General features: G+C 65.1%; 21 protein-coding genes. 3 read left to right on the top strand and 18 right to left on the bottom strand.

The genetic code is table 11. The features are described 5' to 3' along the window. Positions 1-49 precede the first annotated feature (49 nt). Entirely contained in the window at positions 50-1591 is a 1542-nt protein-coding gene (gene hutH, locus NTH_RS10615) for a histidine ammonia-lyase (protein ID WP_338529990.1), read from the bottom strand. Further along, entirely contained in the window at positions 1588-2796 is a 1209-nt protein-coding gene (gene hutI, locus NTH_RS10610) for an imidazolonepropionase (RefSeq protein WP_422392380.1), read from the bottom strand. Before hutI ends, hutH begins: the two co-directional genes overlap by 4 nt. A 75-nt stretch (positions 2797-2871) precedes the next feature. On the opposite strand from hutI, the gene NTH_RS10605 reads away from it, so the two are divergent. From NTH_RS10605 to rpe, 3 genes are all read left to right on the top strand, one after another. Then, positions 2872-4236: a formimidoylglutamate deiminase gene (locus NTH_RS10605; protein WP_338529989.1), complete on the top strand. Its 1365-nt coding sequence runs from the start codon at positions 2872-2874 to the stop codon at positions 4234-4236. A gap of 2 nt (positions 4237-4238) precedes the next feature. Beyond that, complete coding sequence (locus NTH_RS10600) at positions 4239-4928, top strand: GntR family transcriptional regulator (RefSeq protein WP_338529988.1); 690 nt, start codon at positions 4239-4241, stop codon at positions 4926-4928. A gap of 109 nt (positions 4929-5037) precedes the next feature. Continuing rightward, positions 5038-5706, top strand: a complete 669-nt coding sequence (gene rpe, locus NTH_RS10595; protein WP_338529987.1) for a ribulose-phosphate 3-epimerase — start codon at positions 5038-5040, stop codon at positions 5704-5706. A gap of 220 nt (positions 5707-5926) precedes the next feature. Here the strand turns inward: rpe and NTH_RS10590 are convergent, their stop codons facing one another. From NTH_RS10590 to NTH_RS10515, 16 genes are all read right to left on the bottom strand, one after another. Beyond that, entirely contained in the window at positions 5927-6436 is a 510-nt protein-coding gene (locus tag NTH_RS10590) for a hypothetical protein (RefSeq protein WP_338529986.1), read from the bottom strand. A 122-nt stretch (positions 6437-6558) separates the two neighbouring features. Further along, positions 6559-9507: a DNA polymerase I gene (polA, locus tag NTH_RS10585; protein ID WP_338529985.1), complete on the bottom strand. Its 2949-nt coding sequence runs from the start codon at positions 9505-9507 to the stop codon at positions 6559-6561. Between the two features lie 302 nt (positions 9508-9809). Beyond that, complete coding sequence (gene gndA, locus NTH_RS10580; protein WP_338529984.1) at positions 9810-11228, bottom strand: NADP-dependent phosphogluconate dehydrogenase; 1419 nt, start codon at positions 11226-11228, stop codon at positions 9810-9812. A gap of 28 nt (positions 11229-11256) precedes the next feature. Further along, entirely contained in the window at positions 11257-11688 is a 432-nt protein-coding gene (locus tag NTH_RS10575; RefSeq protein WP_338529983.1) for a Fur family transcriptional regulator, read from the bottom strand. A 76-nt stretch (positions 11689-11764) separates the two neighbouring features. Then, positions 11765-12187: a RidA family protein gene (locus tag NTH_RS10570; RefSeq protein ID WP_338529982.1), complete on the bottom strand. Its 423-nt coding sequence runs from the start codon at positions 12185-12187 to the stop codon at positions 11765-11767. Positions 12188-12218: 31 nt separating this feature from the next. Further along, positions 12219-12905 (bottom strand): ABC transporter ATP-binding protein, encoded by a 687-nt coding sequence (locus NTH_RS10565; RefSeq protein ID WP_338529981.1) that lies wholly within the window; start codon positions 12903-12905, stop codon positions 12219-12221. Then, positions 12902-13651 (bottom strand): ABC transporter ATP-binding protein, encoded by a 750-nt coding sequence (locus NTH_RS10560; protein ID WP_338529980.1) that lies wholly within the window; start codon positions 13649-13651, stop codon positions 12902-12904. The genes NTH_RS10565 and NTH_RS10560 overlap by 4 nt, the downstream gene beginning before the upstream one ends. Beyond that, the gene (locus NTH_RS10555; protein ID WP_338529979.1) at positions 13644-14615 is read right to left on the bottom strand and encodes a branched-chain amino acid ABC transporter permease; all 972 of its coding nucleotides are present in this window, start codon (positions 14613-14615) and stop codon (positions 13644-13646) included. Before NTH_RS10555 ends, NTH_RS10560 begins: the two co-directional genes overlap by 8 nt. An 8-nt stretch (positions 14616-14623) precedes the next feature. Continuing rightward, on the bottom strand, positions 14624-15544 hold the full coding sequence (locus NTH_RS10550) for a branched-chain amino acid ABC transporter permease (protein WP_338529978.1): 921 nt from the start codon (positions 15542-15544) through the stop codon (positions 14624-14626). Between the two features lie 150 nt (positions 15545-15694). Further along, complete coding sequence (locus NTH_RS10545) at positions 15695-16834, bottom strand: ABC transporter substrate-binding protein (protein WP_338529977.1); 1140 nt, start codon at positions 16832-16834, stop codon at positions 15695-15697. Positions 16835-16994: 160 nt separating this feature from the next. Next, complete coding sequence (locus NTH_RS10540) at positions 16995-18614, bottom strand: AMP-binding protein (RefSeq protein WP_338529976.1); 1620 nt, start codon at positions 18612-18614, stop codon at positions 16995-16997. A gap of 16 nt (positions 18615-18630) precedes the next feature. After that, positions 18631-19827: an acyl-CoA dehydrogenase family protein gene (locus NTH_RS10535; RefSeq protein ID WP_338529975.1), complete on the bottom strand. Its 1197-nt coding sequence runs from the start codon at positions 19825-19827 to the stop codon at positions 18631-18633. Continuing rightward, positions 19827-20639 carry an enoyl-CoA hydratase family protein gene (locus tag NTH_RS10530; RefSeq protein ID WP_338529974.1) on the bottom strand — a complete coding sequence of 271 codons (813 nt, stop codon included), beginning with the start codon at positions 20637-20639 and terminating at the stop codon, positions 19827-19829. Before NTH_RS10530 ends, NTH_RS10535 begins: the two co-directional genes overlap by 1 nt. Before the next feature lie 2 nt (positions 20640-20641). Continuing rightward, positions 20642-21112 carry a MarR family winged helix-turn-helix transcriptional regulator gene (locus tag NTH_RS10525; protein ID WP_338529973.1) on the bottom strand — a complete coding sequence of 157 codons (471 nt, stop codon included), beginning with the start codon at positions 21110-21112 and terminating at the stop codon, positions 20642-20644. Then, positions 21106-21864, bottom strand: a complete 759-nt coding sequence (locus NTH_RS10520; RefSeq protein ID WP_338529972.1) for an SDR family oxidoreductase — start codon at positions 21862-21864, stop codon at positions 21106-21108. Before NTH_RS10520 ends, NTH_RS10525 begins: the two co-directional genes overlap by 7 nt. Beyond that, a complete protein-coding gene (locus NTH_RS10515) occupies positions 21864-24155 on the bottom strand; it encodes a bifunctional salicylyl-CoA 5-hydroxylase/oxidoreductase (RefSeq protein WP_338529971.1) in 2292 nt (763 codons plus the stop codon). Before NTH_RS10515 ends, NTH_RS10520 begins: the two co-directional genes overlap by 1 nt. Positions 24156-24176 lie beyond the last annotated feature (21 nt).

Raw genomic sequence — 24176 nt, 5'->3', positions numbered from 1 at the left:
CAGGCGGGGTGAGGGGCTGCGCCAAGCCATGAACAAATGTCCATTCCGATCACGGCTCGCTCCTCAACTCCGGGAGGATGCCCGGCGAAATGCTGGCATTGAGGCTGCCGGAGCGCACGAGCTCGATGGCTTTTTCCAGGTCGGGCGCCATGAAGCGGTCCGCTTCGAGTTCCGGCACAACGGCGCGGATGGCGGAATGGGCTTTCTGCAGTTCGGCGCCGGTCTTCAATGGAGCGCGCAGGTCGAGGCCTTGCGCCGCTGTCACGGCCTCTATGCCGACGATGCCGTAGAGGTTCTCGGTCATCGCCAGCAGGCGCCGGGCGCCGTGGCAGGCCATCGAGACATGGTCCTCCTGATTGGCGGAGGTGGGGGTGGAATCGACCGAGGCCGGATGCGCCATCTGCTTGTTTTCCGACATGAGCGCGGCGGAGGTCACCTCGGCGATCATCAGGCCCGAGTTCAGGCCAGGCTTCTTGGCCAGGAATGCCGGCAGGCCGAAGGAGAGCGCCGGGTCGACCAGGAGCGCGATACGCCGCTGGGCGATCGCCCCGATTTCGCACACCGCAAGTGCGATCTGGTCGGCGGCCAGCGCCACCGGCTCGGCGTGGAAATTGCCGCCCGAGACAACCTGCCCGTCCGAAAGCACCAGTGGATTGTCGGTCACCGCGTTGGCCTCGATTTCCAGCGTGCGCGCCGCCTGACGCAGCACGTCCAGGCAAGCGCCGTCCACCTGCGGCTGACAGCGGATGCAGTAAGGGTCCTGCACACGCTCGTCGCCTTCGCGATGGCTCTCGCGGATTTCGGAGCGCTCGAGCAATGTCCAGAGCGCGGCGGCGGTGTCGATCTGCCCTCTATGACCGCGCAGCGTGTGAATCTCGGGGTGGAAGGGAGCTGACGAGCCCATGGCGGCGTCGGTCGACAGCGCACCGGTGATGACGGCTGCCCTTGCGGCCCGATGCGCCTTGAAGAGCCCGGCCAGAGCGAGCGCGGTCGAAACCTGGGTGCCGTTGATCAGCGCCAGCCCTTCCTTGGCGGCCAGCGTCACCGGTGCGAGGCCGGCCTTGGCCAGTGCCTCGGCGGCGGGCATTCTTTCGCCGGCAAAGAAAGCTTCGCCCGCGCCGATCATCGCGGCTGCTAGATGGGCCAATGGGGCAAGGTCCCCCGACGCGCCGACGGAACCTTTTTCCGGGACCACCGGCAGAATATCTTTTTCAAGCATGGCTTCCAGAAGCGCTATGATCTCCATACGCACACCCGAGGCGCCACGCCCGAGCGACATCAGCTTCAGCGCCATGACGAGCCGAACGATCTCCGCCGACAAGGGCGCGCCCACGCCGCAGCAATGGGACAGGATGAGATTGCGCTGGAGTGCGGCCACGTCCTGCGCGGGAATGCTGACGCTGGCGAGTTTACCGAAGCCGGTATTGACGCCGTAGACGGCCTCGCTGCCGCCGGCGATCTGTGCGATGCGCGCCGCCGCGGCTTCGATCTGCCCGTGGTAGGCCGGATCGATCCTGACGGGCAGTCCTTCGCGCCAGATGCGTTCGAGATCGCGAACCGAGACCCTGCCGGGGGAGAGCGTGAGGATCATGCGGCGTCTCCGACGATGCGGCGATGGAGCGGGTTGAAGCCGATGCGGTAGGCGAGTTCGGCCGGATGCTCGACGTCCCAGATGGCTAGCTCGGCGCGCTTGCCCGGCTCTATGGTGCCGATCTCGCCGGCAAGCCCGAGGGCCCGTGCAGCCTCGCGCGTTGCGCCCGCAAGCGCCTCCTCCGGCGTCAGGCGGAACAGGGTGCAGGCCATGTTGAGGGTCAGGAGAAGCGAAGCGAGCGGCGAGGAGCCGGGATTGCAATCGGTGGCGACGGCGATGGGCACGCCGGCTCTGCGCAATGCATCCACCGGAGGCAGTTGCGTCTCGCGCAGCGTGTAGAAGGCGCCCGGCAGGAGCACGGCAACACTGCCCGCACGCGCCATGGCCGCTACCCCGTCCTCGTCCAGATACTCCAGATGGTCCGCCGAAAGCGCGCCATGGGAGGCGGCCAGCCGGGCTCCGCCGAGATTTGAAAGCTGCTCGGCATGCAGCTTAACAGGAAGGCCGAGCTTGTCCGCGTGGTCGAAGACGCGGGCCATCTCGTCGGGCGAGAAGGCAATGCCCTCGCAAAAGCCATCCACCGCGTCGACCAGGCCTTCCTCGTGCGCCGCGTCCATGCCGGGCAGCACCACATCGTCGATATAGGCGTTCGCCTGGCCCTTGTATTCGGGCGGCAGGGCATGGGCGGCCAGATAGGTGGTCTTCACGCGCACCGGCCGCAACAGCCCCAGCCGGCGCGCCGCGCGCAGCATCTTCAATTCATCCGCGACCGTCAGTCCGTAGCCGGATTTGATTTCCACCGTTGCGACTCCCTCGGCGATGAGGGCGTCGAGCCGGGGCAGCGCGCCGGCGACAAGCGCGTCCTCGCTCAACTCCCGCGTTGCCGATACGGTGGAAACGATGCCGCCGCCGGCGCGCGCTACCTCCTCATAGCTCGCGCCTTGCAGCCGCATCTCGAATTCGCGCGCGCGATGGCCGCCATGGACGATGTGGGTATGGCAGTCGACAAATGCCGGCGTCGCCAGCCGGCCGCCGAAGTCCTGCCCCGGCGCGTCCGACCAGCCTTGCGGAAGCGCCGCCCGCTCACCAGCAAAGGCGATGCGCCCATCCTCTACGGCGACCGCAGCGTCCTCAACCAGCCCGTAGGGCACGCCGCCGGCCGTCATGGCCGCGAGGCGGATGCCGGTAATGATTTGACGCGCCATCGCTGCTAAAGCCCTGTTCTTGTCTCGACTTGATGCTATTATGTATATACAAAATAAGTCAACGGGGATTTCAGCATGCAGACCATATTCGCCGACGCCGCGCTGACCGCCGAGGGCTGGCGGCGGGCTGTTCTGCTGCGCATCGACGAGGCGGGGCGCATAGCGTCGGTCGAGATCGGCAGCCGGGAGGAGGGCGCCTATCGCGTTCCCGTTCTTCTTCCCGCGGTCTCGAACCTGCACAGCCATACGTTCCAGCGCGCCATGGCTGGTCTTGCCGAGCGGCGCGGGCCCGAAGGCCGCGACAGTTTCTGGACGTGGCGCGAGATCATGTATCGGTTTCTCGACCTGCTCACCCCGGACGATATCGAAGCCATCGCCGCCTTCGCCTTCATGGAGATGCAGGAGGCCGGGTTCGCGGCCTGCGCCGAGTTTCACTATGTCCACCATCAGCCGGGCGGCACAGCCTATGACGACATCGGCGCGCTCGCGGGCCGCATTTGCGCGGCGGCGCAGGAGACGGGCATTGGCCTGACGCTGCTTCCGGTTCTCTACCGCTACGGCGGCGTCGACAGGCGGCCGCTTGCCGGGGGACAGCAGCGTTTCGGCAATGACTTGCCTGCCTTCGAGAGCCTGCTGGCCAGTGCCCAACGTCATGTCAGCGCCCTGCCGCCGGATGCAGGCCTGGGCGTCGCGCCGCATTCGATCCGCGCCGTGCAGCCGGAAGAGCTGAAGGCGGTGAGCGGCCTTCTGCCGGGCCGGCCAATCCACATGCACATTGCCGAGCAGGAGCCGGAAATCGAGGAGGTGGAACGCACCTATGGTAGGCGGCCGGTGGAGTGGCTGTTCGACACATGCGCGATCGATGAGCGCTGGTGCCTGATCCACGCCACCCACATGACCCGCCAGGAGACGGATATGCTCGCCCGTTCCGGCGCCGTTGCCGGGCTTTGTCCTGTTACCGAGGCCAATCTCGGCGACGGCATCTTCAACGGGCCGGAATATAGGGCTGCCGGAGGACGTCTCGGCGTCGGGACCGATTCCAATATCCGCATCTCGGTTGCCGAGGAATTGCGGCAGCTCGAATATTCGCAGCGCCTGCGCGACCGCGCCCGCGTCGTGCTGGCCGATCATGGCGCGTCGAGCGGCCGCGCGCTCTATCACGCGGCGCTCGGCGGCGGCGCGCGGGCGCTCGGCAGGCGGACCGGCTCCCTGGACGTCGGAAACTGGGCGGACCTGGTGGCCATCGATCCCAAGTCCTTTGCCGGCTTTGAGGAGGATGACGGCCGTCTCGACGGCTGGCTCTTCACCGGCTCCAACGATGCGGTGACCGATCTCTGGTCGGCCGGTCGCCATCGCGTGAAGGGCGGACGGCATGTTGCGCGCGAGGCCATCGCCGGGCGCTATTTTGCCGCGATGAAGCGCCTCATGGGACAGATCTGACCATGCGCGCCTCCTTCCGCGCCATTCGCGACGAGATGGCCCGCCGCATTGCCGAGCGCGCCTGGGCGCCGGGCGCGCTGATTCCGGGCGAGGAAGAACTGGCGCGCGAGTTCGGCGCGGCGCGCGCCACGGTCAATCGGGCCTTGCAGGAGCTTGCCCGTTCCGGCCTCATCGAACGCAAGCGCAAGGCCGGAACACGTGTCGCCCTGCATCCCGTGCGAGAGGCGCGTTTCGTCATCCCGCTGGTGCGCCAGGAAATCGAGGCCAAGGGCGGCGAGTACCGCTATCGCCTGCTGGACGCGGAGGAAGAACCTGCCCCGGAGGCCGTTCACAAGCGCCTGAACCTGACCGCTGCGGCATCGCTTCTGCATGTGCGCTGTCTGCATCTTTCGGACGGGAGCGCCTATCAGCTAGAGGACCGCTGGATCAATATGGGCGCCGTGCCTTCGGCGCGCGAGGCGGATTTCGGCGAGACCAGCCCGAATGAATGGCTGGTGCGCAATTCGCCCTTCACCGATGCGGAGTTTACCTTCCTGGCCGCCGCGGCCAACCGGCAGGAGGCCGCGCTTCTCGATCTGCGGGAAGGCGATCCGGTCTTCGTCGGAGAACGCATCACCTGGCTGCACGACCGGCCGATCACGCTGGTGCGCATGACGCATCCGGCGAGCCACCGCATGATCTCTCGCATGTAATGCCGCCATCGCTCGCAGGAGCGGGGAAGCTTTCGAGCCGCAGGCAATTCCACTGTGCAGCAAAATGCTGTAGGGGCAGGGCAATCGCAGCCGTGTCCGGAACCAGCGCATGACCCGCCCCACCCTGATCGCCCCTTCCATTCTCGCATCCGACTTCTCGCGCCTCGGCGAGGAGGTCGCGGCTGTCGCCAAGGCGGGCGCGGACTGGATTCATCTCGACGTCATGGACGGGCATTTCGTGCCCAACATCACCTTCGGGCCGCCGATCATCAAGGCCATCCGCGACCGTACGGACAAGGTGTTCGACTGCCATTTGATGATCACCCCGGCCGATCCCTATCTGGAGGCCTTCGCAGAGGCGGGCTGCGACGTCATCACCGTCCATGCGGAAGCCGGCCCGCATCTGCACCGGTCGCTGCAGACCATTCGCCGGCTGGGCAAGAAGGCGGGTGTCTCGCTCAATCCCTCGACACCGGAAAACGTCATCGAGTATGTGCTCGACGAGGTCGATCTGGTGCTTCTCATGACGGTCAATCCCGGCTTCGGCGGGCAGGCCTTCATCCCCTCGGTGATCGACAAGATCAAACGTGTGAGGGCGATGATCGGCCATCGCCCCATCGATATCGAGATCGATGGCGGCGTTACACCGGAAACGGCAAGCGCGGTGGTGAAGGCGGGCGCCAATGTGCTGGTGGCGGGCTCGGCCGTCTTCAGAGGCGCGGGCGAAGCCGACTACCGTGATAACATCGCGGCCATCAGGAAATCCGCAGGCGGCTGACGTCGGCAGTCGACGCCGGCCTGGCACGGCCCGCGAGGCGAAGGTGAACCCGGAGGAGTGGCTGGACCAGTTCACCGTTTCATGGAAACGCCGAGCTGATCCAGCTACTTGATTTATAGTATTCTGCAGTCAGGTGGAGCCACCTGACGTCCGTATAAATGCGGAAAAACAAAGAGATAGAGCAGTTCCGGACGGAGAATCGGCTTCCACTGGAATTGCTCTACTGGACCGCCTCTTCTTCCTCGCCGCCCTCGCCGCGCGACAACCAGCGCGAAAGGGCCTCGGCAAGCGTTTGGGGCGCCTCGCTCTCGGTGGCCGGCGTCGTTTCCACCACGCTCAATGCCTTCTCCACGCCCCGCGTGTCGGGATTGCGGGCCGCCGCTGAAGTGGCCATGCCCGGAGCGTCCGCCCCGCCCGACCCGTTGCTCTCGGATGCGCTGCTCGAGCTGGCGCCCGACCCGCCCGACTGGTTGCTCTCGGATGCGCTGCTTGAACCGGCGCCCGACCCGCCCGACCCGCCCGACCGGTCGGATGCGTTGCTCGAGCCGGCGCCCGGCCCTTCTCCCGCACCATCGCGGCCGCCACCACCACCGCCGCCGGAACCACCTTGTCCACCCGCCTGAGCGTGCGCGGAAGAAGCGAAGCCCACGCCTTCACCTCCATGCAGCACGCCGAACATGAGCGCCCCTGCCGCAAACACCGTCAAACCTATATGTCGCGTTCGTTTCATCGCATTTCCTCCAACATTCGATGCACCGACGCTAGTCCAAGCTGATTAAGGGCTGCTTTAGCGGATCATTCAATTCATCCGGTTCCTTCGAACCGGGTTCGGCACGTCACATTCCACAGGTGCTAGTGCGCCTCTTCCCAGTTGCTCGCCGCCCGGGCGTCGACCTTGAGCGGCACCGAGAGGGCGCGCGCCGGGAAGGCAGCGCTTTCCATCACTTGCCGGATTACCGGGATGGCCTTGTCGACGCTTTCGTCCGGTGCCTCGAAGACCAGCTCGTCATGCACCTGCAGCAGCATCTGCACGTCGTCGAGGCCGGCGCCATGGAGCGCGGCGTCCATGCGGATCATGGCGCGCCGGATAATGTCGGCGGCCGAGCCCTGGATCGGCGCGTTGATCGCCGCCCGCTCGTTGAAGGCGCGTACCGACGGATTCGACGAGCGGATCTCGGGGTAGTGCGCCCGCCGCCCGAAGATCGTCTCGACATAGCCCCGCTCGCGCGCGAAGGCCTTGGTCGCGTCCATATAATCCTTGATGCCGGGGAAACGCTCGAAATAGCGCTTGATATAGGCGCCCGCCTCCTCGCGCGGAATGGCAAGCTGGTTGGCCAGCCCGAAGGCGGAAATGCCGTAGATGATGCCGAAATTGATGGCCTTAGCCCGCCTTCGCACCTCGCCCGGCATCCCTTCCACCGGCACACCGAACATTTCCGACGCCGTCATGGCGTGAATGTCGAGGCCTTCAGCGAAGGCCTGCTTCAACTGCGGAATATCGGCAACGTGGGCCAGCACACGAAGCTCGATCTGGCTGTAGTCCGCCGAGATCAGCTTGCGACCCTCCGGCGCGACGAAGGCCGTGCGTATCTTGCGTCCCTCTGGCGTGCGCACGGGAATGTTCTGCAGGTTCGGCTCGGACGAGGAAAGGCGGCCGGTTGTCGTGGAGGCCAGCGAATAGGAGGTGTGGACGCGCTTGGTCTCCGGGTGGATATAGCCTGGCAGCGCATCGGTGTAGGTCGATTTGAGCTTGGTGACCTGCCGCCAGTCGACGATCTTGCGGGCCAGCTCGTGGCCTGCAGCCGCCAGTTCTTCAAGCACCTGCGCCGAGGTCGACCATTGGCCCGATTTCGTCTTCGCGCCTCCGGGCAGGCCCATCTTGCCGAACAGGATTTCGCCCAGTTGCTTGGGCGAACCGATGGTGAAGCGTTCGCCGGCGAGCCGGTAGATCTCGTCTTCCATGCTGGCTGCCGTCTGGGCGAAGTCGCCCGACATGCGCGACAGGATCTGACGGTCCACCTGGATGCCGCGATGCTCCATGCGGCCGATCACCGAGATCATCGGCCGCTCGAGTCGCTCATAGACGGACACCAACCCGTCGGCGACGAGCCGCGGCTTGAGAACGCGCCACAGGCGCAATGTGATGTCGGCGTCCTCGGCCGCATAGGTCGTGGCGCGCTCCAGGTCGATCATGTCGAAGGTGACCTGGCTGCGGCCCGAACCGGTCAGCTCCTTATAGGCGATCGGCAGGTGGCCCAGCCATCGTTCAGACAGGGAATCCATGCCGTGCCCACCATTGGCGTGACCGCCGCCGGCCTCCAGCACATAGGAGATGAGCATCGTGTCGTCATAGGGGGTGATGTCGATGCCTTGCCGGTAAAGCAGCAGCCAATCGTACTTCATGTTCTGGCCGATCTTCAGCACCGCCGGATCCTCCAGCAGCGGCTTGAGAGCAGCGAGCGCCTGGCCGACGGGAATCTGGCCGTCGATCGGCCCGCCACCCAGGAGGTCGCCAGAACCGTTCTTGTGCGACAGGGGCACATAGGCGGCACGGCCGGGCGCGGTTGCCAGGGAGAAGCCGCACAACTCTGCCTGCATCGGATCGAGCGACGTGGTCTCGGTGTCGAACGCCAGCAGCCCGGCTTCACGCGCCTCGGCCACCCAGTCCTCCAGCGTCGCCAAGTCGCGGATGCACTGATAGCCGGTGCGGTCCATGGGATCGCCGGCGGCCTCCTCGGCCAACTTGTTGGCCAGGCTGCGCGGCGTTCTTGCCCCATCCGTGCGCTCGGGCGCCACTTCGCCTTCAGCGCCGGGCTCCTCGGTGCCCGAGGAAGGCACCGTCAAATCCGGCCCATGCGCGGCCGCGCTTTCGGCGACCTCCAGGATTGCCGGCTCGATTGCCGCAGCGTCGGCACCTGTTGCCTCGGCGACGCGCCTTGTCAGCGTGGTGAACTCCATTGCCTTCAAAAAGGCGACCAGCTTCGGCCCGTCTGGCGGATTGAGCGTCAGCGCATCCAGCTCGAGCTCAACGGTCACGTCATTCTTCAGCCGCACCAGTTCGCGCGAAATCCGCGCCTTCTCGGCGTGTTCGATCAGGTTTTCGCGGCGCTTGGTCTGCTTGATCTCGCTTGCGCGCTCCAAGAGCGTGTCGAGATCGCCATATTCCTCCAGAAGCTGCGCCGCGGTCTTGGGGCCGATGCCTGGCACGCCCGGAACGTTGTCGATGGAATCGCCCGTCAACGCCTGCAGGTCGATCATCTTCTCCGGCAGCACGCCCCATTTCTCGATGACCTGGGGCACGCCGATCTCGCGATCCTTCATGGGATCGTACATGGAGACGCAGGGCCCGACGATCTGCATCAGATCCTTATCGGATGAGATGATGGTGGCATCACCTCCGGCCTCGACGGCGAGCCTGGCATAGGTGGCGATGAGATCGTCCGCCTCGAAGCCTTCCATCTCGATGCAGGGAAGATCGAAGGCACGGGTGGCCTCGCGGATAAGCCCGAACTGCGGCACCAGATCTTCCGGCGGTTCGGAGCGGTTGGCCTTGTATTCGGGGTAAAGCTCGTTGCGGAACGTCTTGGAGGAATAGTCGAAGATCACCGCAAAATGAGTTGGCGTGACGCCGACGGCCGTATCCCTCGCGTCGCGCAAGAGCTTCCACACCATGTTGCAGAAGCCCAGCACGGCGCCCACAGGCAAACCATCGGATTTGCGGTTGAGCGGTGGGAGAGCATGATAGGCGCGGAATATGTAGCCCGAGCCGTCGACAAGGAAGAGATGATCACCTTTTTTCATGGGAAAAACGGGTAGCGCGCCCGGCTCGTTCTGTCCATGCCGAATGGCCGGCGGAGATCAGCCTCCTGACGTCCGCAGCCTGGATAACGTCAATGTTACCTACTTGTAACTTTGCGACCCTTGAATAGCCGTTTTGGCGCACAACATATCACCTATCGGCAATATTCAAGCCGAACGCCCGGTAAGGCCCGTCCCCCGCCTGATCCGGGCAAGGGCGGCAGCCTCACCCCCCTCTCCGGGCTGCCGCGCATTTGACCAAGGCCGCCGTGGCTTCCCCTCCGCCACGGCGGCATTTTTTATCCCTATACCTGTCTCCAATCGCCGTGATGGATGTCCAGCCCATCGGTGCGGTCGAAGCCGTGCGCGCCGAAATAGTCACGCTGCGCCTGGATAAGATTGGCCGTGCCGCGCCCGCGGCGCAGGATATCGAAATGGGCCAGCGCAGCGCCCAAAGCCGGCATGCCGATACCGTCACCAATGCCGAGCGCCACCGCCTGCCGCAGATGACCGTTCGCTTCCCGCATCAGCGATGCGAAGGCCGGCGTTGCAAGCAGGTTATCGACCTCAGGCGCTGCCTCGAAGGCCTGCGCGATCTCGCCCAGAAACTGCGACCTGATGATGCAACCGGCGCGCCATATGCGCGCCACGGTGTCGAGCGGCAGGCTCCAGCCATATTCCCTCGAGGCGGCGGCCATGACGGCGAAGCCCTGGGCGTAGGCGACGATCTTTCCAGCCAACAGCGCCTGCTCCAGCGTGTGGAGAAGTTCGGGCGTGACCGGCCCCACTTGCCGGGCATTTTCCCGCGGAAACAGCTTCTCGGCGGCCTCGCGTTCCCCCTTCATGGAGGAGAGGCCGCGCGCTGCGACAGCCGCCTCTATGGCGGTGGCGGGGATGCCCAGCGTCTGCGCCTCGATGGCGGACCAGCGCCCGGTCCCCTTCTGTCCTGCCCGGTCCACGATCACATCCACGAGAGGCTGCCCGCCATGCGGATCCTCGGCGGAAAGAACCGCCGCCGTGATCTCGATCAGATAGGAATTGAGCCGCCCTTCGTTCCAGCGCGCGAAGATCGCCGCAATCTCCTGCGCCGGCAGGCCGTGCCTGTCGCGCAGGAAGCCGTATATCTCGGCGATCATCTGCATGTCGGCATATTCGATGCCGTTGTGGATGGTTTTGACAAAGTGGCCTGCTCCCTCCGGCCCAAGCCAGGCCTGGCATGCTTCTCCCTCATAGCGGGCGGCGATGGCGTTCAACACCGGCTGGATCCGCTCATAGGCGGCCCGCGGTCCGCCGACCATGATAGACGGCCCGTGGCGCGCACCTTCCTCACCGCCCGATACGCCCATGCCGACAAAGGCCGGGCCATGCCCATCCAGTGCCCGCATCCGCCGCTGCGTGTCACGGAAATTGGCATTGCCGGCGTCGATGATGATGTCTTCCGGATCGAGCAGCGGCTTCAGCGCCTCGATCTGAGCATCGACAGCCTCGCCCGCCTGGACCATGAGGATGATGGGGCGGGGACGCTCGATCGCCTCGACCAGCGCTTCCGCCGTCTGGCAGCCGATGATGTTCTCGCCAAGCGCGCCTGCTTCGCCCAAAAAAGCGCCGATGCGGGCTGCCGTACGGTTATGGACGGCGACGCGAAATCCCTTCTCGGCAATGTTCAGCGCAAGGTTCGCACCCATCACGCCAAGGCCGATCAGGCCGATATCCGCTTTGCTCATTGGTGTATCCCTGAATTAGCCTGTCGGTTCAGCGCTTGCGTCTCTTCTTGCCGTAGAGCTCGAGCCGGTGATGCACGATGTCATAGCCGAGCGATTTGGCGATCTCGTCCTGCAGCGCCTCTATCCTCGTGGAATGGAACTCGATCACGTCACCCGTATCGATATCGATGAGGTGATCGTGGTGTTCGCCGCCGGCCTGCTCGAACCGGGCCCGCCCGCCTTCGAAGGCATGGCGGTGTATGGCACCCTTTTCCTCAAGCAGCTTCATTGTCCGGTAGACCGTGGACAGCGAGATGCTGGGGTCCACTTCGCTTGCGCGCTGGAATATCTCCATGGCGTCGGGATGGTCTTCGGTCTTGGACAGAATGCGCAGGATCACCTGCCGGGGGCGCGTGATGCGCACGCCCGCCCGGCGCAGATCCTGCTCATAGTCCTTCTGGGGGCCGGCTGTTTCGTTCATGGGCGGAATATGCGTCAAGTGCCGCGCCGTTGCAAAGGCGAAGACCGGCTCTTCACAAGTGCCAGCCGGTAGGCAGTCAAGATCCGGGAACCACAGCGGTCGCCTCGATCTCCACCTTTGCCCGGTCTTCGATAAGGGCGGCGACCACCACCACGCTCATCGCCGGGAAATTGCGGCCCATGACCGCACGATAGGCCTCGCCCAGTTCGCGCAGGCGCGCAAGGTATTCGGCCTTGTCGGTGATGAACCATGTCATCCGGACAACGTGTTCGGGTCCCGCGCCGCCCTCGCGCAGCAGCACGGCTACGTTCTCCAGCGTCTGACGGACCTGGCCGACGAAGTCGTCCGTCTCAAACGTCTGGTCGGCGGTCCAGCCGATCTGCCCGCCCAGATAGAGTGTACGGCCGCTGGCGGCGATGCCGTTGGAATAGCCCTTGGCGGCCTTCCATCCGGAAGGTTGAAGTATCTGGTGGGGTGAAGCGCTGACGCTCATCTTCATGCCTTTTTCCTGTTGTCTGGCGCTGATGGATTTAGACGCCGAGAAACCGCTCCTGGATGTCGGGTGTCATCGTTTCGGGGCTGCCGTGCCACACGGTCTGCCCGCGCTCCAGGATGGTGCAGCGGTCGGCGACCGGCAGCAGCTCCGACAGGGTCTTGTCAACGATCAGGATCGACTGGCCTTCGCCTTTCAAGGTGCGGATGGCGGCCCAGATATCCTTGCGAATCACCGGCGCCAGACCTTCGGTCGCCTCGTCCAGAATGACCAGTCTGGGATTGGTCATCAGCGCCCGCCCGATGGCGAGCATCTGCTGCTCGCCGCCCGAAAGCGTGCGGGCGCTCTGGCTCCGCCGCTCGGCGAGCCGGGGGAACAGCCGGTGGATTTGCGTCAGGTCCCACTTGCCGGGCCGCGCGGCGGCCAGCAGGTTCTCTTCAACCGTCAGATTGGGGAAGCAGCGGCGGCCTTCCGGCACCAGCCCGATTCCCAGCCGCGCCACCCGATGAGGGGGCAGTCCCGCCGTTGGACGCCCCGCGAACACGATCTTGCCTGAGCGCGCCGGCGTGAGGTTGCAAATCGACCTTATGGTGGTGGTCTTGCCCATGCCATTGCGGCCCATCAGCGCTGCCACCTCGCCCTCTTCCACGGTCAGCCGGACGTCGAAGAGCGCTTGCGATTTGCCGTAGAAGGTCTGTAATTCCTGCACTTCGAGAAGGCTCATGCCGCGTCCCCCAGATAGGCTTCGCGCACCGCCGGGTCGGAGCGGATTTCATCGACCGTGCCAGAGGCGATGACGCGGCCGTAGACGAGGACCGAGATCCGGTCGGCCAGGGCGAACACCGCTTCCATATCATGTTCCACCAGCAGGATGGGTGCCTCGTGCCGCAGATCCTGCAGGAAGGCGGTCAGCGCACGCGATCCCTCCGGCCCCATGCCTGCCATCGGCTCGTCCAGGAGGAAGGCCCGCGCACCCAGCGCCAGGGCGACCGCGATTTCGAGCTGCCGCCGTTCCCCATGGGATAGCTCGGCCGCCGGAGTGGCGGCGCGGTTCTGCAGGCCGACCCGCTCCAGCGCTTCCATCGCCGGTGCGGTCAGCGTGCGGTCGCTCATCACCGGACGAAAGAAGCGGAAGCTCGACCCCTGCCGCGCCTGCACCGCCAGCATGACATTGCGCAGCGCGGAAAATTCCGGCGCGAGAGAGGAGACCTGGAACGTGCGGCCGAGCCCGAGGCGCGCCCTCTCGGCGACGCCCAGCCGCAGAACATCGCGGCCCAGAAAGCGCACTTGCCCGCCGTCCGGCGTCAGCGTTCCCGCGATCTGGTGGATTACGGTGGATTTTCCCGCGCCGTTAGGGCCGATCAGCGCATGGATTTCACCCGGCTTCAGGTCGAGGTTCACATCGTCGGTGGCCTTCAGGGCGCCGAAGCTTTTTCTCAGGCCGCGAATTTCCAGCACCGGCTCAGCCATGCCGCGCCCTCCCCGCCAGAAAGCCCATCACGCCGCCGCGTGCGAAAAGCACCACGCCCAGGAGCACGAGCCCAAGAAACAACTGCCAGCGCTCGGTGATGCCGCCGAGGGCGAATTCGAACAGCACGAACAGCGCCGCCCCCGCCAGCGGGCCGCCCAGCCGCCCGACACCGCCGAGGATGATGAGGACGATGAGCTCGCCCGACATGTGCCAGGAAAGCATGGAGGGGCTGACGAAGCGGTTGAGGTCGGCGAAGAGGGCGCCGGCCACGGCGGTCAGCGTCGCCGAAACGACGAAGGCTGCGAGGCGGATCGTGAATGGTGCGATACCCACGGCAGCTAGCCGGACCTCGTTCTGGCGACCGGCCTGGAGAGCGGCGCCGAAACGTGAGTTCATGAGGCACCAGAAGGCCACCAGGCCCACGCATAGAACGCCGAAGCAAATCAGGAAAAACGGCATCGGCGCCAGCGTGTTGGCTCCGGGAAAGGTGTTGCGCACGTAGATCGAAAGCCCGTCCTCGCCGCCATAGGCCGGCCAGGAAATGGCGAAATAGTAGATCATCTGGGCGAAAGCGAGCGTGATCATGATGAAATAGACGCCGGACGTCCTCAGCGAGACGAGGCCGATCAGGAAGGCGGCGGCGCCAGCCGCCAGCGCTCCCACCAGCCAGATGACGATCATCTGGTTGGTGCCCGGCAGGCCCAGGAACAATGGCTCGCCATTGAAGGCGTGGGTGGCCAGGATTCCCGCCGCATAACCGCCAATGCCGAAGAAGGCGGCGTGCCCGAAGGAGACCAGCCCGCCCAGCCCCAGCGCGATGTTCAGCCCCGTCGCGGCCAGCGCCAGTATGGCGATGCGGGTGGCCAGGGTAACGTAGAAGGGTTCATCGATGGCCTGGGCGGCAAAGGGTGCCGCCAGGAGCGCGGCGATCAGGACGGCGGTGACGATGGCTTCTCGCGTCATCCCGCGCCTCATCCGTTTGCCGCAAACAGGCCCTGCGGGCGCACCGCGAGCACCAGAGCCATCACGATATAAATCAGCATTGAGGCGATGGCCGCGCCTATTGCGGCGGCGTCCGATGGCTCGATGAAGAAGGCGAAGAAGCGCGGCAGCAGGAAGCGGCCGAGCGTCTCCGTCACCCCGACCAGGAGCGAGCCGATCAAGGCGCCCTTGATGGAGCCGATGCCGCCGATGACAATGACGACGAAGGCGAGGATCAGAACCGGTTCACCCATGCCGACCTGCACCGACTGGAGCGCACCGACCAGCGCACCGGCAAGGCCGGCAAGGGCCGCACCCAGCGCGAAGACGAGCGTATAGAGCGTGCGAATGTCGACGCCGAGGGCGGCGATCATCTCGCGGTCGGATTCGCCGGCGCGGATGCGCATGCCGAGCCGGGTGCGCGAGATCAGCAGATAGAGCCCGACAGCCACCGCCACGCCCACGCCGATGACGGCGAGCCGGTAGAGCGGGTAGTTTGCGCCGCCCGGCAGCCTTACCGCGCCCGAAAGCAGCGGCGGAATGTCGAGATAGAGCGGAAACGAGCCGAAAACCCAGCGCGTTCCCTCCGAAAAGATGAGGATCAGCGCAAAGGTGGCAAGCACCTGATCGAGATGATCGCGGTCATAAAGGCGGCGGATAACCAGGATTTCGATGACCGCCCCGGCGGCAGCGGCCGCCGCCAGGCTCGCCGCAAGCCCCAGCCAGAACGAGCCCGTCGCCGCGGCGACCGCGGCGCATGCGAACGCGCCGACCATGAAGAGCGAGCCATGGGCGAGGTTGATAAGGCCCATCACGCCGAAGATCAGCGTCAGCCCGGCCGCCATCAGGAACAGCATGACGCCGAACTGAAGGCCGTTGAGGATTTGCTCTATGAAGAGGGCGAAGGACACGGGTTGGTTCCGGAATTGGGTGCGATGAAGGATCCCTCACCCCTTTGCCGGGAGAGGGTGAAGGCGAGGGGCAGCAAGAAGTCGGCGCTGCCCCCGCCCGCCTGCGGCACCTCTCCCCTCAAGCGGAGAAGGAGGATGAGCCGGCGTGGACTACATCCCGCACTCGGCGGCATAGGCGTCCTGGTGATCCTCCAGCGCAACGCCGACGATCTTGTTGGTCAGCACGTCGCCTTCCTTGACCACCTCACGGACGTAGATGTCCTGGATCGGGTGATTGTTGTTGCCGAATTCGAAATCGCCGCGGGTCGACTTGAAATCGGCTTCCTTGAGGGCGGCGCGGAAGGCATCCTTGTCCTTCACGTCGGCCTTTTCCATGGCGGACAGGATGAGGTTAGCCGTGTCGAAGCCCTGGCTGGCATAGAGCGAAGGCAGGCGGCCATACTCGGCCTGGAAGCTTTCGACGAAGGCCTTGTTGGTCTCGTTGTCTATATCCTTGGACCATTGCGAGGTGTTCTTGACGCCCAATGCCGCATCGCCCACCGCGCCCAGTATGTCCTGGCCGAAGGAGAAGGCCGGGCCGATGAGCGGGGCGTCGACGCCCGCCTGGGCGTACTGCTTGGTGAAGGCGATGCCCATTCCGCCCGGCAGGAAGACGAAGACCGCGTCCGCGCCTGAATCGCGGATCTGAGCGATTTCGCCGGCGTAGTCGGTCTGGCCGAGCTGGGTGTAAACCTCGCCCGCCAGTTCGCCCTCATACATGCGCTTGAAGCCGGTCAGCGCATCGGTGCCCGCCGGGTAGTTGGGCGCCATGATGAAGACGTTCTCGTGGCCGGCCGAATTGGCGTAGGCGCCGGCGGCCTCGTGCAGATTGTCGTTCTGCCAGGCGACATTGAAATAGTTTTCATTGCACATCTTGCCGGCAAGCTGCGACGGACCGGCATTGGGCGATATATAAAAAGTGCCCTGGTTGACCGCATTCGGCACGACCGCCATCGCCAGGTTCGACCAGATGATGCCGGTCAGGATGTCCACCTTGTCGCTCTGCAGCATCTTGTCGGCGATCTGGACGGCCAGTTCCGGCTTCTGCGCATCGTCCTCGACGACGACTTCGAGCTCGTCGTTGCCGGCCTGCTTCACCGCCAGCATGAAGCCGTCGCGCACGTCGACGCCCAGCCCCGCTCCGCCGCCCGAAAGCGTGGTGATCATGCCCACCTTGACCGGCTCGGCCATGGCCGAACCCGCTACGCTCATGGAAAGGGCAAACAGCCCGGCTGCAATCATTTTCTTCATTGGTTCAACTCCCTTTGTTCCCGTCTGGTGGCTGCGGGCGCTGAATGCGCTCCTTGGCCTCTCATTGCCATCCCACCCGAACCGGGCAGGATAGTTCCACATCGGCGCGCCGTAGAAAATAACAAAGACAAGCGGTCATGAACGGCGGCACCGTGTCCTTTCACTGCCCCTCCCGCAACCGGAAGCGCTGTATCTTTCCAGTCGCCGTCTTGGGCAAGCTTTCCACGAAAACGATCGAGCGTGGATATTTGTAGGGCGCAATGACCGCCTTCACATGGTCTTGCAGGCGCTTGACGGTCGCCTGATCGCAGGCGACACCGGAAGCAACGACCACGTGGGCCTGGACGATCTGCCCGCGCTCGGCGTCCTCGGCGCCGATAACCGCGCATTCGGCCACATCCGCGTGAGCCAGCAGCGCCGCCTCGACTTCGGGTCCGGCGATATTGTAGCCGGCGGAAACGATCATGTCGTCGGAGCGCGCGGCGAAGTGGAAGCGGCCTTCCTCATCCTCAATGAAGGAATCGCCCGTCAAATTCCAGCCGTCGCGCACATAGTCCTTCTGCCGGTCGTCGGCGAGATAGCGGCAGCCGGTGGGGCCGCGTACGGCCAGCCGGCCGATCTCGCCGCGCGGCACCTCGTTCATGTCCTCGTCGACGACGCGCGCCTCATACCCCGTCACCGGCCTTCCGGTGCAGGCGGGGCGCATGTCGTCGAAGCGGTTCGAGATGAAAATATGCAGCATCTCGGTCGCGCCGATGCCGTCGAGAATGGGCTTGCCCGTCTTGCGCAGCCATTCCTCGCAGACCGGGCCCGGTAACGTCTCGCCCGCGGAGACCGCCGCGCGCAGCGAGGAAAGGTCGGCCCCTTCATCCATGGCCGCCAGCATGGCGCGGTAGGCGGTGGGGGCGGTGAAGCTGACCGTCGCGCGGTATTTTTCGATGATCTCGATCATGTTCGGCGGCGTCGCGCTTTCCAGGAGCGTGGCGGCGGCGCCGAAGCGCAATGGAAAAATCGCCAGCCCGCCGAGCCCGAAGGTGAAGGCCAGCGGCGGCGAGCCGACGAAAACGTCGTCCGGCGTGACCTGGAGCACTTCCTTCGCATAGCCGTCGGCGATGATCAGCAGGTCGCGGTGGAAATGCATGGTCGCCTTGGGAATGCCGGTGGTGCCCGAGGTGAAGCCCAGCAGCGCAACATCGTCGCGCCCCGTCTTCACCGCATCGAACCTTACCGGCTTGTTGAGCGCGATGCGGTCGAGCTCGGCGTCGAAATTGGCCGTGCCGTCGAAGCCTACCACCTGCTTCAAGTATCTGCTGTCCTTGGCGCAAGCGACGAGCTCATCCTTGATGCGCGTGTCGCAGAGCGCCAGCGCGACCTCGGCCTTGTCGACGATCTTGGCGAGCTCGCCGGCGCGCAGCATCGGCATCGTGTTGACGACCACCGCCCCAGCCTTGGTGGCGGCCAACCAGCAGGCGACCATGGCGGGATTGTTGGCCGAGCGGATCAGGATCCGATGGCCCGGCTTAACGCCGTAATCTTCAACCAGGGCATGGGCGAGCCGGCTGGTCCAGTCGGCCAACTCCTTATAGGTGCGCTGCCGGCCATTGCCGATCAGCGCGACATGATCGCCGAATCCCTTCTCCACCATGCAATCGGTAAGTTCGACGCCGGCGTTCAGATATTCTGGATAATCGAACCCCTCCAGAAGGAAGTCCGGCCATTGATCTGGCGGCGGGAGGTTGTCCCGCGTGAATGTATCGACATGCGCCGATGGTCCCAGCATTGGAGCTCACCCTCATTTATCTTCTTGTTGGAGCACGATCTTTTCCGAAAACCGATGCCCGCTTTTCGGGATCGCGCTCTAGCTGCCGTGCTATCACGACCTTCTGCACGTCCGACGCCCCTTCATAGATGCGCAGCGCCCTTATCTCCCGGTAAAGGCTCTCGACGATGTGTCCGCGCCGAACGCCGTCGCCGCCGTGGATCTGCACGGCCTTGTCGATGACCTCCTGGGCGCGATCGGTAGCGTAGAGCTTGGCCATGGCCGCTTCGCGTGTCACGCGCGGCGCGCCCATATCCTTTGCCCATGCGGCGCGGTAGACGAGCAGTGCCGCCGCATCGACGTCCAGAGCCATATCCGCCAGGTGCCCCTGCACCATCTGCAGATCGAACAGCGGCGCGCCGAAGAGTTGGCGGCTCGATGCCCGCGCGATCGATTCGTCCAGCGCGCGGCGGGCGAAACCGAGCGCCGCCGCGCCGACCGTCGAACGGAAGACGTCGAGCACCGACATGGCGATCCTGAAGCCGTCGCCCGGCTTGCCGATCATGGCGGAGGCCGGGACGCGCACATCCTGGAACGATAGGCTCGCGAGCGGGTGCGGCGCGACGACCTCGATGCGCTCGGCGATCTTCAGCCCTGGCGTATCGGCCGGCACCAGGAAGGCGGAAAGACCCTTGGCGCCCGGCGCTTCGCCGGTGCGCGCGATGACGGTGTAGATATCGGCGATGCCGCCATTGGAGATCCAGGTTTTCTCGCCCGACAGAATGAAATCCCCTCCATCCCGCCTGGCGGTCATATCCATATTGGCGACATCGGACCCGGACCGCGGCTCGGAAAGCGCGAAGGCGGAAATCGCCTCGCCCTTGCGGGTCTTCCGCAGCCAATTTCGCTGTTGGTCGCTGCCGAACAGGCTGATGGCGCCGGTGCCTAGCCCCTGCATCGCAAAGGCGAAGTCGGCCAACCCGTCATGCCGCGCCAGCGTCTCGCGCGCGATGCACAAGGTGCGCACGTCAAGCGGTCCGGGAGCTGTCGTGTCGAGCGCCGTCGGTTCCAGGATGCCGGCCTTGCCGAGCTTGGCCACGAGATCGCGGCAGGCGGCATCGACATCGCCGTGGTCGACCGGCAAATTAGCGGCGCACCAAGCCTCCAGCCGCTCCGCCCAGTCGCGGTGGCGCTGTTCGAGGAAGGGCCAGTCGAGGAAGGAGCGGTCAGGCATCAATCCCCCTCGAAAACCGGTGTCTTCTTTTCGACGAAAGCGCGGTAAGCGCGCTTGAAGTCGCGGGTCTGCATGCAGATCGCCTGCGCCTGCGCCTCGGCCTCGATGGCCTGCTCCAGCCCCATCGACCATTCCTGGTTAAGCTGGGTTTTGGTGATGCCGTGGGCGAAGGTAGGGCCGGAGGCAATGCGCGCGGCCAAGGCCAGCGCCTCGGCTTCCAACTGGCCCGTCTCGACCAGCCGATTGTAGAAGCCCCAGCGCTCGCCCTCCTCGCCGCTCATGGACCGGCCGGTATAGAGCAGTTCCGCCGCGCGGCCCTGGCCGATAATGCGCGGCAGCATCGCGCAGGCACCCATGTCACAGCCAGCAAGACCCACGCGGGTGAAAAGGAAGGCCGTCTTCGCCTCCGGCGTCGCCAGGCGAATGTCGGAGGCCATGGCGATGATCGCGCCGGCCCCCACGGCCACGCCGTCCACCGCTGCAACGATCGGCTTCTGGCAATTCAGCATCGCCTTGACCAGATCGCCGGTCATGCGGGTGAAGGCGAGCAGGCCCTTCATATCCCTGCCGACGAGGGAGCCGATGATGTCGTGCACATCGCCGCCCGAGCAGAAATTGCCGCCATTGGGCAGGAAAACCACTGCGTCGACATCGTCGGCATAGGGCAGCGCGCGAAACATGTCGCGCAACTCGGCATAGGAATCGAAGGTAAGGGGGTTCTTCCTGTCGGGCCGGTCGAGTTGGACAAGGGCCACGCTGCCCTCCATCCTCCACAGGAAATGTTCGGGCTTCAGCCCTGCCATTGCGGCCATTTTCAGCCCTCCCAATCGCTTCTGAACGCCTTGAGCTTGGAGGAGAGCTCGCGCGCCTCCGTCTCGCCCACTCCGGCCAGCAACTCGTCCACCCACACCTCGTGGGCCTCGGCCATCCGCGCGAAGGTTTCGCGCCCGGCCGCCGTCAGCCGCACGATGCTGGTTCGCCGGTCGCCTTCGCGCTTGCTGCGGGCCACATAGCCGTCGGCCACCAGGCGGTCCACGATGCCGGTCACGTTGCCGTTGGACACCAGCAGGAAGCGCGAGAGATCGGTCATCGCCATCCCGCCGGTCTCCCGGTAGAGCGCCGCCATCACGTCGAAGCGCGGCAGAGTGGAGCCGAAATCCCGCTTCAGCCTCTCACGCAGTTCGCTTTCGATCGAGCGCGATGCCCTGAGCAGCCTGATCCACAGACGCAGCCTTTCCTTGCTGTCCGTGCCGGGCCTTTCGGCCGTCAGTGGAGCGCTCACCATGTTTCTCCTCCGCAAACCGAAATCGTCTGCCCGCTCACGGAGCGCGCGCCGTCGCTGACGAGCCACTGGACCGCGGACGCCACTTCGTCCGGCTGAATGAACCTGCCCTGCGGGTTGACGGCGGCCAGGCCGGCGCGCGCTTCCTCGCGGCTGCGCCCGGTTTTCTCGGTGATGCGCGCGACGGTTTCGGTGAGCATTTCCGTCTCCACGAAGCCGGGGCAGACCGCATTTACCGTGACGCCCGTCGCGGCAAGCTCGCTGGCGAGCGCCCGCATCAGGCCGACAACCCCATGCTTGGAGGCCACATAGGGCGCCACATAGGCATAACCCTTTATGCCGGCGGTCGAGGCGAGGAAGACGATCCTGCCGGTTCCCTGCTCCCTCATCCGGGCCAAGGCCGGCTTTACGGTCAAGAAAGCGCCCGTGAGGTTGACGTTGACGATGCGGTTCCACTCGTCGAGCGATATCTTGTGCGCCGGCGCGCTGGAGGCGATGCCGGCATTGGCGACGACGATGTCGAAGGGCCCACGAGCGGCCTCCGCCTTTGCATACAGCGCTGCGATGGACGCCTCATCCGTTACGTCCGCAACGAGGGCGTGGACGTTTTCATGCTCCGTCGCGACCGCCTCGAGGGGCTCCAGCCGCCGTCCGCAAACGGTCACCGCGATGCCGGCTCCCGCCAGCGCAACGGCGACGGCCTTGCCCACCCCGGAGCCGCCGCCCGTCACCAATGCGTGACGCGATCCTGCCATCATACCTTCCCCGTCATCTGCTCGGCTCTTTCGGCGAGCCGGTAAAGCTGATCGCGGCCCGGCAGGTATGGATCGGGCCATGCGACGCCCCTGTCGCAGAGCCGGGCCGCCGCGTGGAGCGTCCAGTAGGGATCGGCCAGATGCGGGCGGGCGAGGCAGACGAGGTCGGCGCGGCCCGCCATCAGGATAGAGTTCACGTGGTCGGGCTCGTAGATATTGCCCACCGCCATGGTGGCCATGCCGGTCTCGTTGCGGATGCGGTCCGAGAAGGGGGTCTGGAACATGCGCCCGTAGACGGGCCTTGCAAGCTTCGAGGTCTGCCCCGCCGAAACGTCGCAGATGTCGACGCCGGCGGTCCGCAGCATCCGCGCGATCTCGACGGCGTCGGCAGGCGTTATGCCGTCGTCGCCAACCCAGTCATTGGCCGAAATGCGGACCGAGATCGGCTTGTCGTCCGGCCATACGGCACGCACCGCGTGGAAGACTTCCAGCGGATAGCGCATGCGGTTATGCAGGTTGCCGCCATATTCGTCCGTGCGCCTGTTGGTCAGGGGCGAGATGAAGGAGGAAAGCAGATAGCCGTGGGCGAAGTGCAGCTCCAGCATGTCGAAGCCGCAGCGCTCGGCCATCCTTGCCGACGAAACGAACTGATCGCGCACCATATCCATGTCGGCGCGGTCCATTTCCCTCGGTACCTGGTTGCGGTCCGACCAAGGCACCGGCGATGCAGCCATAAGCGGCCAGTTTCCGTCGGGAAGCGGCGCATCCATCTCCTCCCAGCCGAGTTGGGTGGACCCCTTCGGACCGGAATGGCCGATCTGGGCGCAGATTTTGGCCTCGGTCTCGGCATGCACGAAATCGACGATGCGCTTCCACGCGGCCTCGTGTTCCGGCTTGTAGAAGCCAGGACACCCCGGCGTGATGCGGCCTTCCGGCGAAACGCAGGTCATCTCGATATGGACGAGGCCGGCCCCGCCCTTGGCCCGCTCGCAATAATGCACGAAATGCCAGTCGGTGGGGCAGCCATCGACCGCCTTGTACTGCGCCATGGGCGAGACGACGACGCGGTTCTTCAGGCGCAGCCCGCGCAACTGGTACGGAGCGAACATGGGCGGGCGGCTGACATTGCTTCCCGCGCCCGCCTGCCGCTGGAACCACCCTTCCGCCCCGGCAAGCCATTCGGGATCGCGCAGGCGCAGGTTTTCGTGGCTGATGCGCTGGGAGCGGGTCAGAAGCGAATAGTTGAACTGCACCGGATCGAGATCGAGGTAACGCTCCACCTCCTCGAACCATTCGAGCGAATTGCGCGCGGCCGATTGCAACCGCAGAACCTCCAGCCGCCGTGCATCCTCATATTTGGCGAAGGCCCCGTCCAGCGTGGGTTCGGAATGCAGGTAGTCAGCCAGCGCGATGGCGCTTTCCAGCGCCAGCTTGGTGCCGGACCCTATGGAAAAATGCGCGCTGGCCGCGGCATCGCCCATTAACGCCAAGTTCTCGTGCGACCAGCGCTCGCACAATACGCGCGGAAAGCTGATCCACGCCGAGCCGCGAATGTGGCTGGCGTTCGACATCAGCCTGTGGCCGCCCAGATGATCCTTGAAGATCGTCTCGCAGGTGGCGATGGACTCTTCCTTCGTCATGTCGGCAAAGCCGAACCTGTCATAGGTCTGCTGCGAGCACTCGACGATGAAGGTCGCCGTATCAGCGTCGAACTGGTAGGCATGCGCCCATACCCAGCCATGCGGGGTCTTTTCGAAGATGAAGGTGAAGGCGTCGTCGAATTTCTGATGGGTGCCGAGCCAGACGAACTTGCACTTGCGCACGTCGATATCCGGCTTGAACACCTCCGGGAACGCCGCGCGCGACTTCGAGTTCAGCCCGTCGGCGGCCAGCACCATGTCGTATTCGGCCATGAACGGGCGCGGATCGTCGACTTCCGAACTGAAGCGTAGGTCGACGCCGAGCGCGCGAGCACGTTCCTGCAGAAGGAGAAGCAGCCGCATGCGGCCGATGCCGCAGAAGCCATGGCCAGTCGAAACCGTGCGCGTCCCCTTGTGGATGACGGCGATGTCGTCCCAATAGGCGAAATGCTCGCGAATGCTGGCGGCGCTCACCGGGTCGTTTTCGGCCAGGTTGTCCAGCGTTTCGTCGGAAAGGACAACGCCCCAGCCGAAAGTGTCGTCCGGCCTGTTGCGCTCGAACACCGTCACTTGGTGATCGGCGTTACGCAGCTTCATCGAGATTGCGAAGTAGAGGCCGGCAGGCCCGCCGCCAAGGACAGCTATCTTCATCGCCTTCTCCTCTCTTCAGAA

The organism is Nitratireductor thuwali, from assembly GCF_036621415.1.
In the GTDB taxonomy this organism is placed as follows: Bacteria; Pseudomonadota; Alphaproteobacteria; order Rhizobiales; family Rhizobiaceae; genus Chelativorans; species Chelativorans thuwali.
The sequence above is the reverse complement of the archived record's forward strand: the minus strand, read 5'-3'. Positions and strand labels throughout refer to the sequence as shown.

Bases quoted from the DNA above. Each gene is read 5' to 3' on its own strand.
- hutH (WP_338529990.1), bottom strand. From the start codon at position 1,591: ATGATCCTCACGCTCTCCCCCGGCAGGGTCTCGGTTCGCGATCTCGAA.
- hutI (WP_422392380.1), bottom strand. From the start codon at position 2,796: ATGGCGCGTCAAATCATTACCGGCATCCGCCTCGCGGCCATGACGGCC.
- NTH_RS10605 (WP_338529989.1), top strand. From the start codon at position 2,872: ATGCAGACCATATTCGCCGACGCCGCGCTGACCGCCGAGGGCTGGCGG.
- NTH_RS10600 (WP_338529988.1), top strand. From the start codon at position 4,239: ATGCGCGCCTCCTTCCGCGCCATTCGCGACGAGATGGCCCGCCGCATT.
- rpe (WP_338529987.1), top strand. From the start codon at position 5,038: ATGACCCGCCCCACCCTGATCGCCCCTTCCATTCTCGCATCCGACTTC.
- NTH_RS10590 (WP_338529986.1), bottom strand. From the start codon at position 6,436: ATGAAACGAACGCGACATATAGGTTTGACGGTGTTTGCGGCAGGGGCG.
- polA (WP_338529985.1), bottom strand. From the start codon at position 9,507: ATGAAAAAAGGTGATCATCTCTTCCTTGTCGACGGCTCGGGCTACATA.
- gndA (WP_338529984.1), bottom strand. From the start codon at position 11,228: ATGAGCAAAGCGGATATCGGCCTGATCGGCCTTGGCGTGATGGGTGCG.
- NTH_RS10575 (WP_338529983.1), bottom strand. From the start codon at position 11,688: ATGAACGAAACAGCCGGCCCCCAGAAGGACTATGAGCAGGATCTGCGC.
- NTH_RS10570 (WP_338529982.1), bottom strand. From the start codon at position 12,187: ATGAAGATGAGCGTCAGCGCTTCACCCCACCAGATACTTCAACCTTCC.
- NTH_RS10565 (WP_338529981.1), bottom strand. From the start codon at position 12,905: ATGAGCCTTCTCGAAGTGCAGGAATTACAGACCTTCTACGGCAAATCG.
- NTH_RS10560 (WP_338529980.1), bottom strand. From the start codon at position 13,651: ATGGCTGAGCCGGTGCTGGAAATTCGCGGCCTGAGAAAAAGCTTCGGC.
- NTH_RS10555 (WP_338529979.1), bottom strand. From the start codon at position 14,615: ATGACGCGAGAAGCCATCGTCACCGCCGTCCTGATCGCCGCGCTCCTG.
- NTH_RS10545 (WP_338529977.1), bottom strand. From the start codon at position 16,834: ATGAAGAAAATGATTGCAGCCGGGCTGTTTGCCCTTTCCATGAGCGTA.
- NTH_RS10540 (WP_338529976.1), bottom strand. From the start codon at position 18,614: ATGCTGGGACCATCGGCGCATGTCGATACATTCACGCGGGACAACCTC.
- NTH_RS10535 (WP_338529975.1), bottom strand. From the start codon at position 19,827: ATGCCTGACCGCTCCTTCCTCGACTGGCCCTTCCTCGAACAGCGCCAC.
- NTH_RS10530 (WP_338529974.1), bottom strand. From the start codon at position 20,639: ATGGCCGCAATGGCAGGGCTGAAGCCCGAACATTTCCTGTGGAGGATG.
- NTH_RS10525 (WP_338529973.1), bottom strand. From the start codon at position 21,112: ATGGTGAGCGCTCCACTGACGGCCGAAAGGCCCGGCACGGACAGCAAG.
- NTH_RS10520 (WP_338529972.1), bottom strand. From the start codon at position 21,864: ATGGCAGGATCGCGTCACGCATTGGTGACGGGCGGCGGCTCCGGGGTG.
- NTH_RS10515 (WP_338529971.1), bottom strand. From the start codon at position 24,155: ATGAAGATAGCTGTCCTTGGCGGCGGGCCTGCCGGCCTCTACTTCGCA.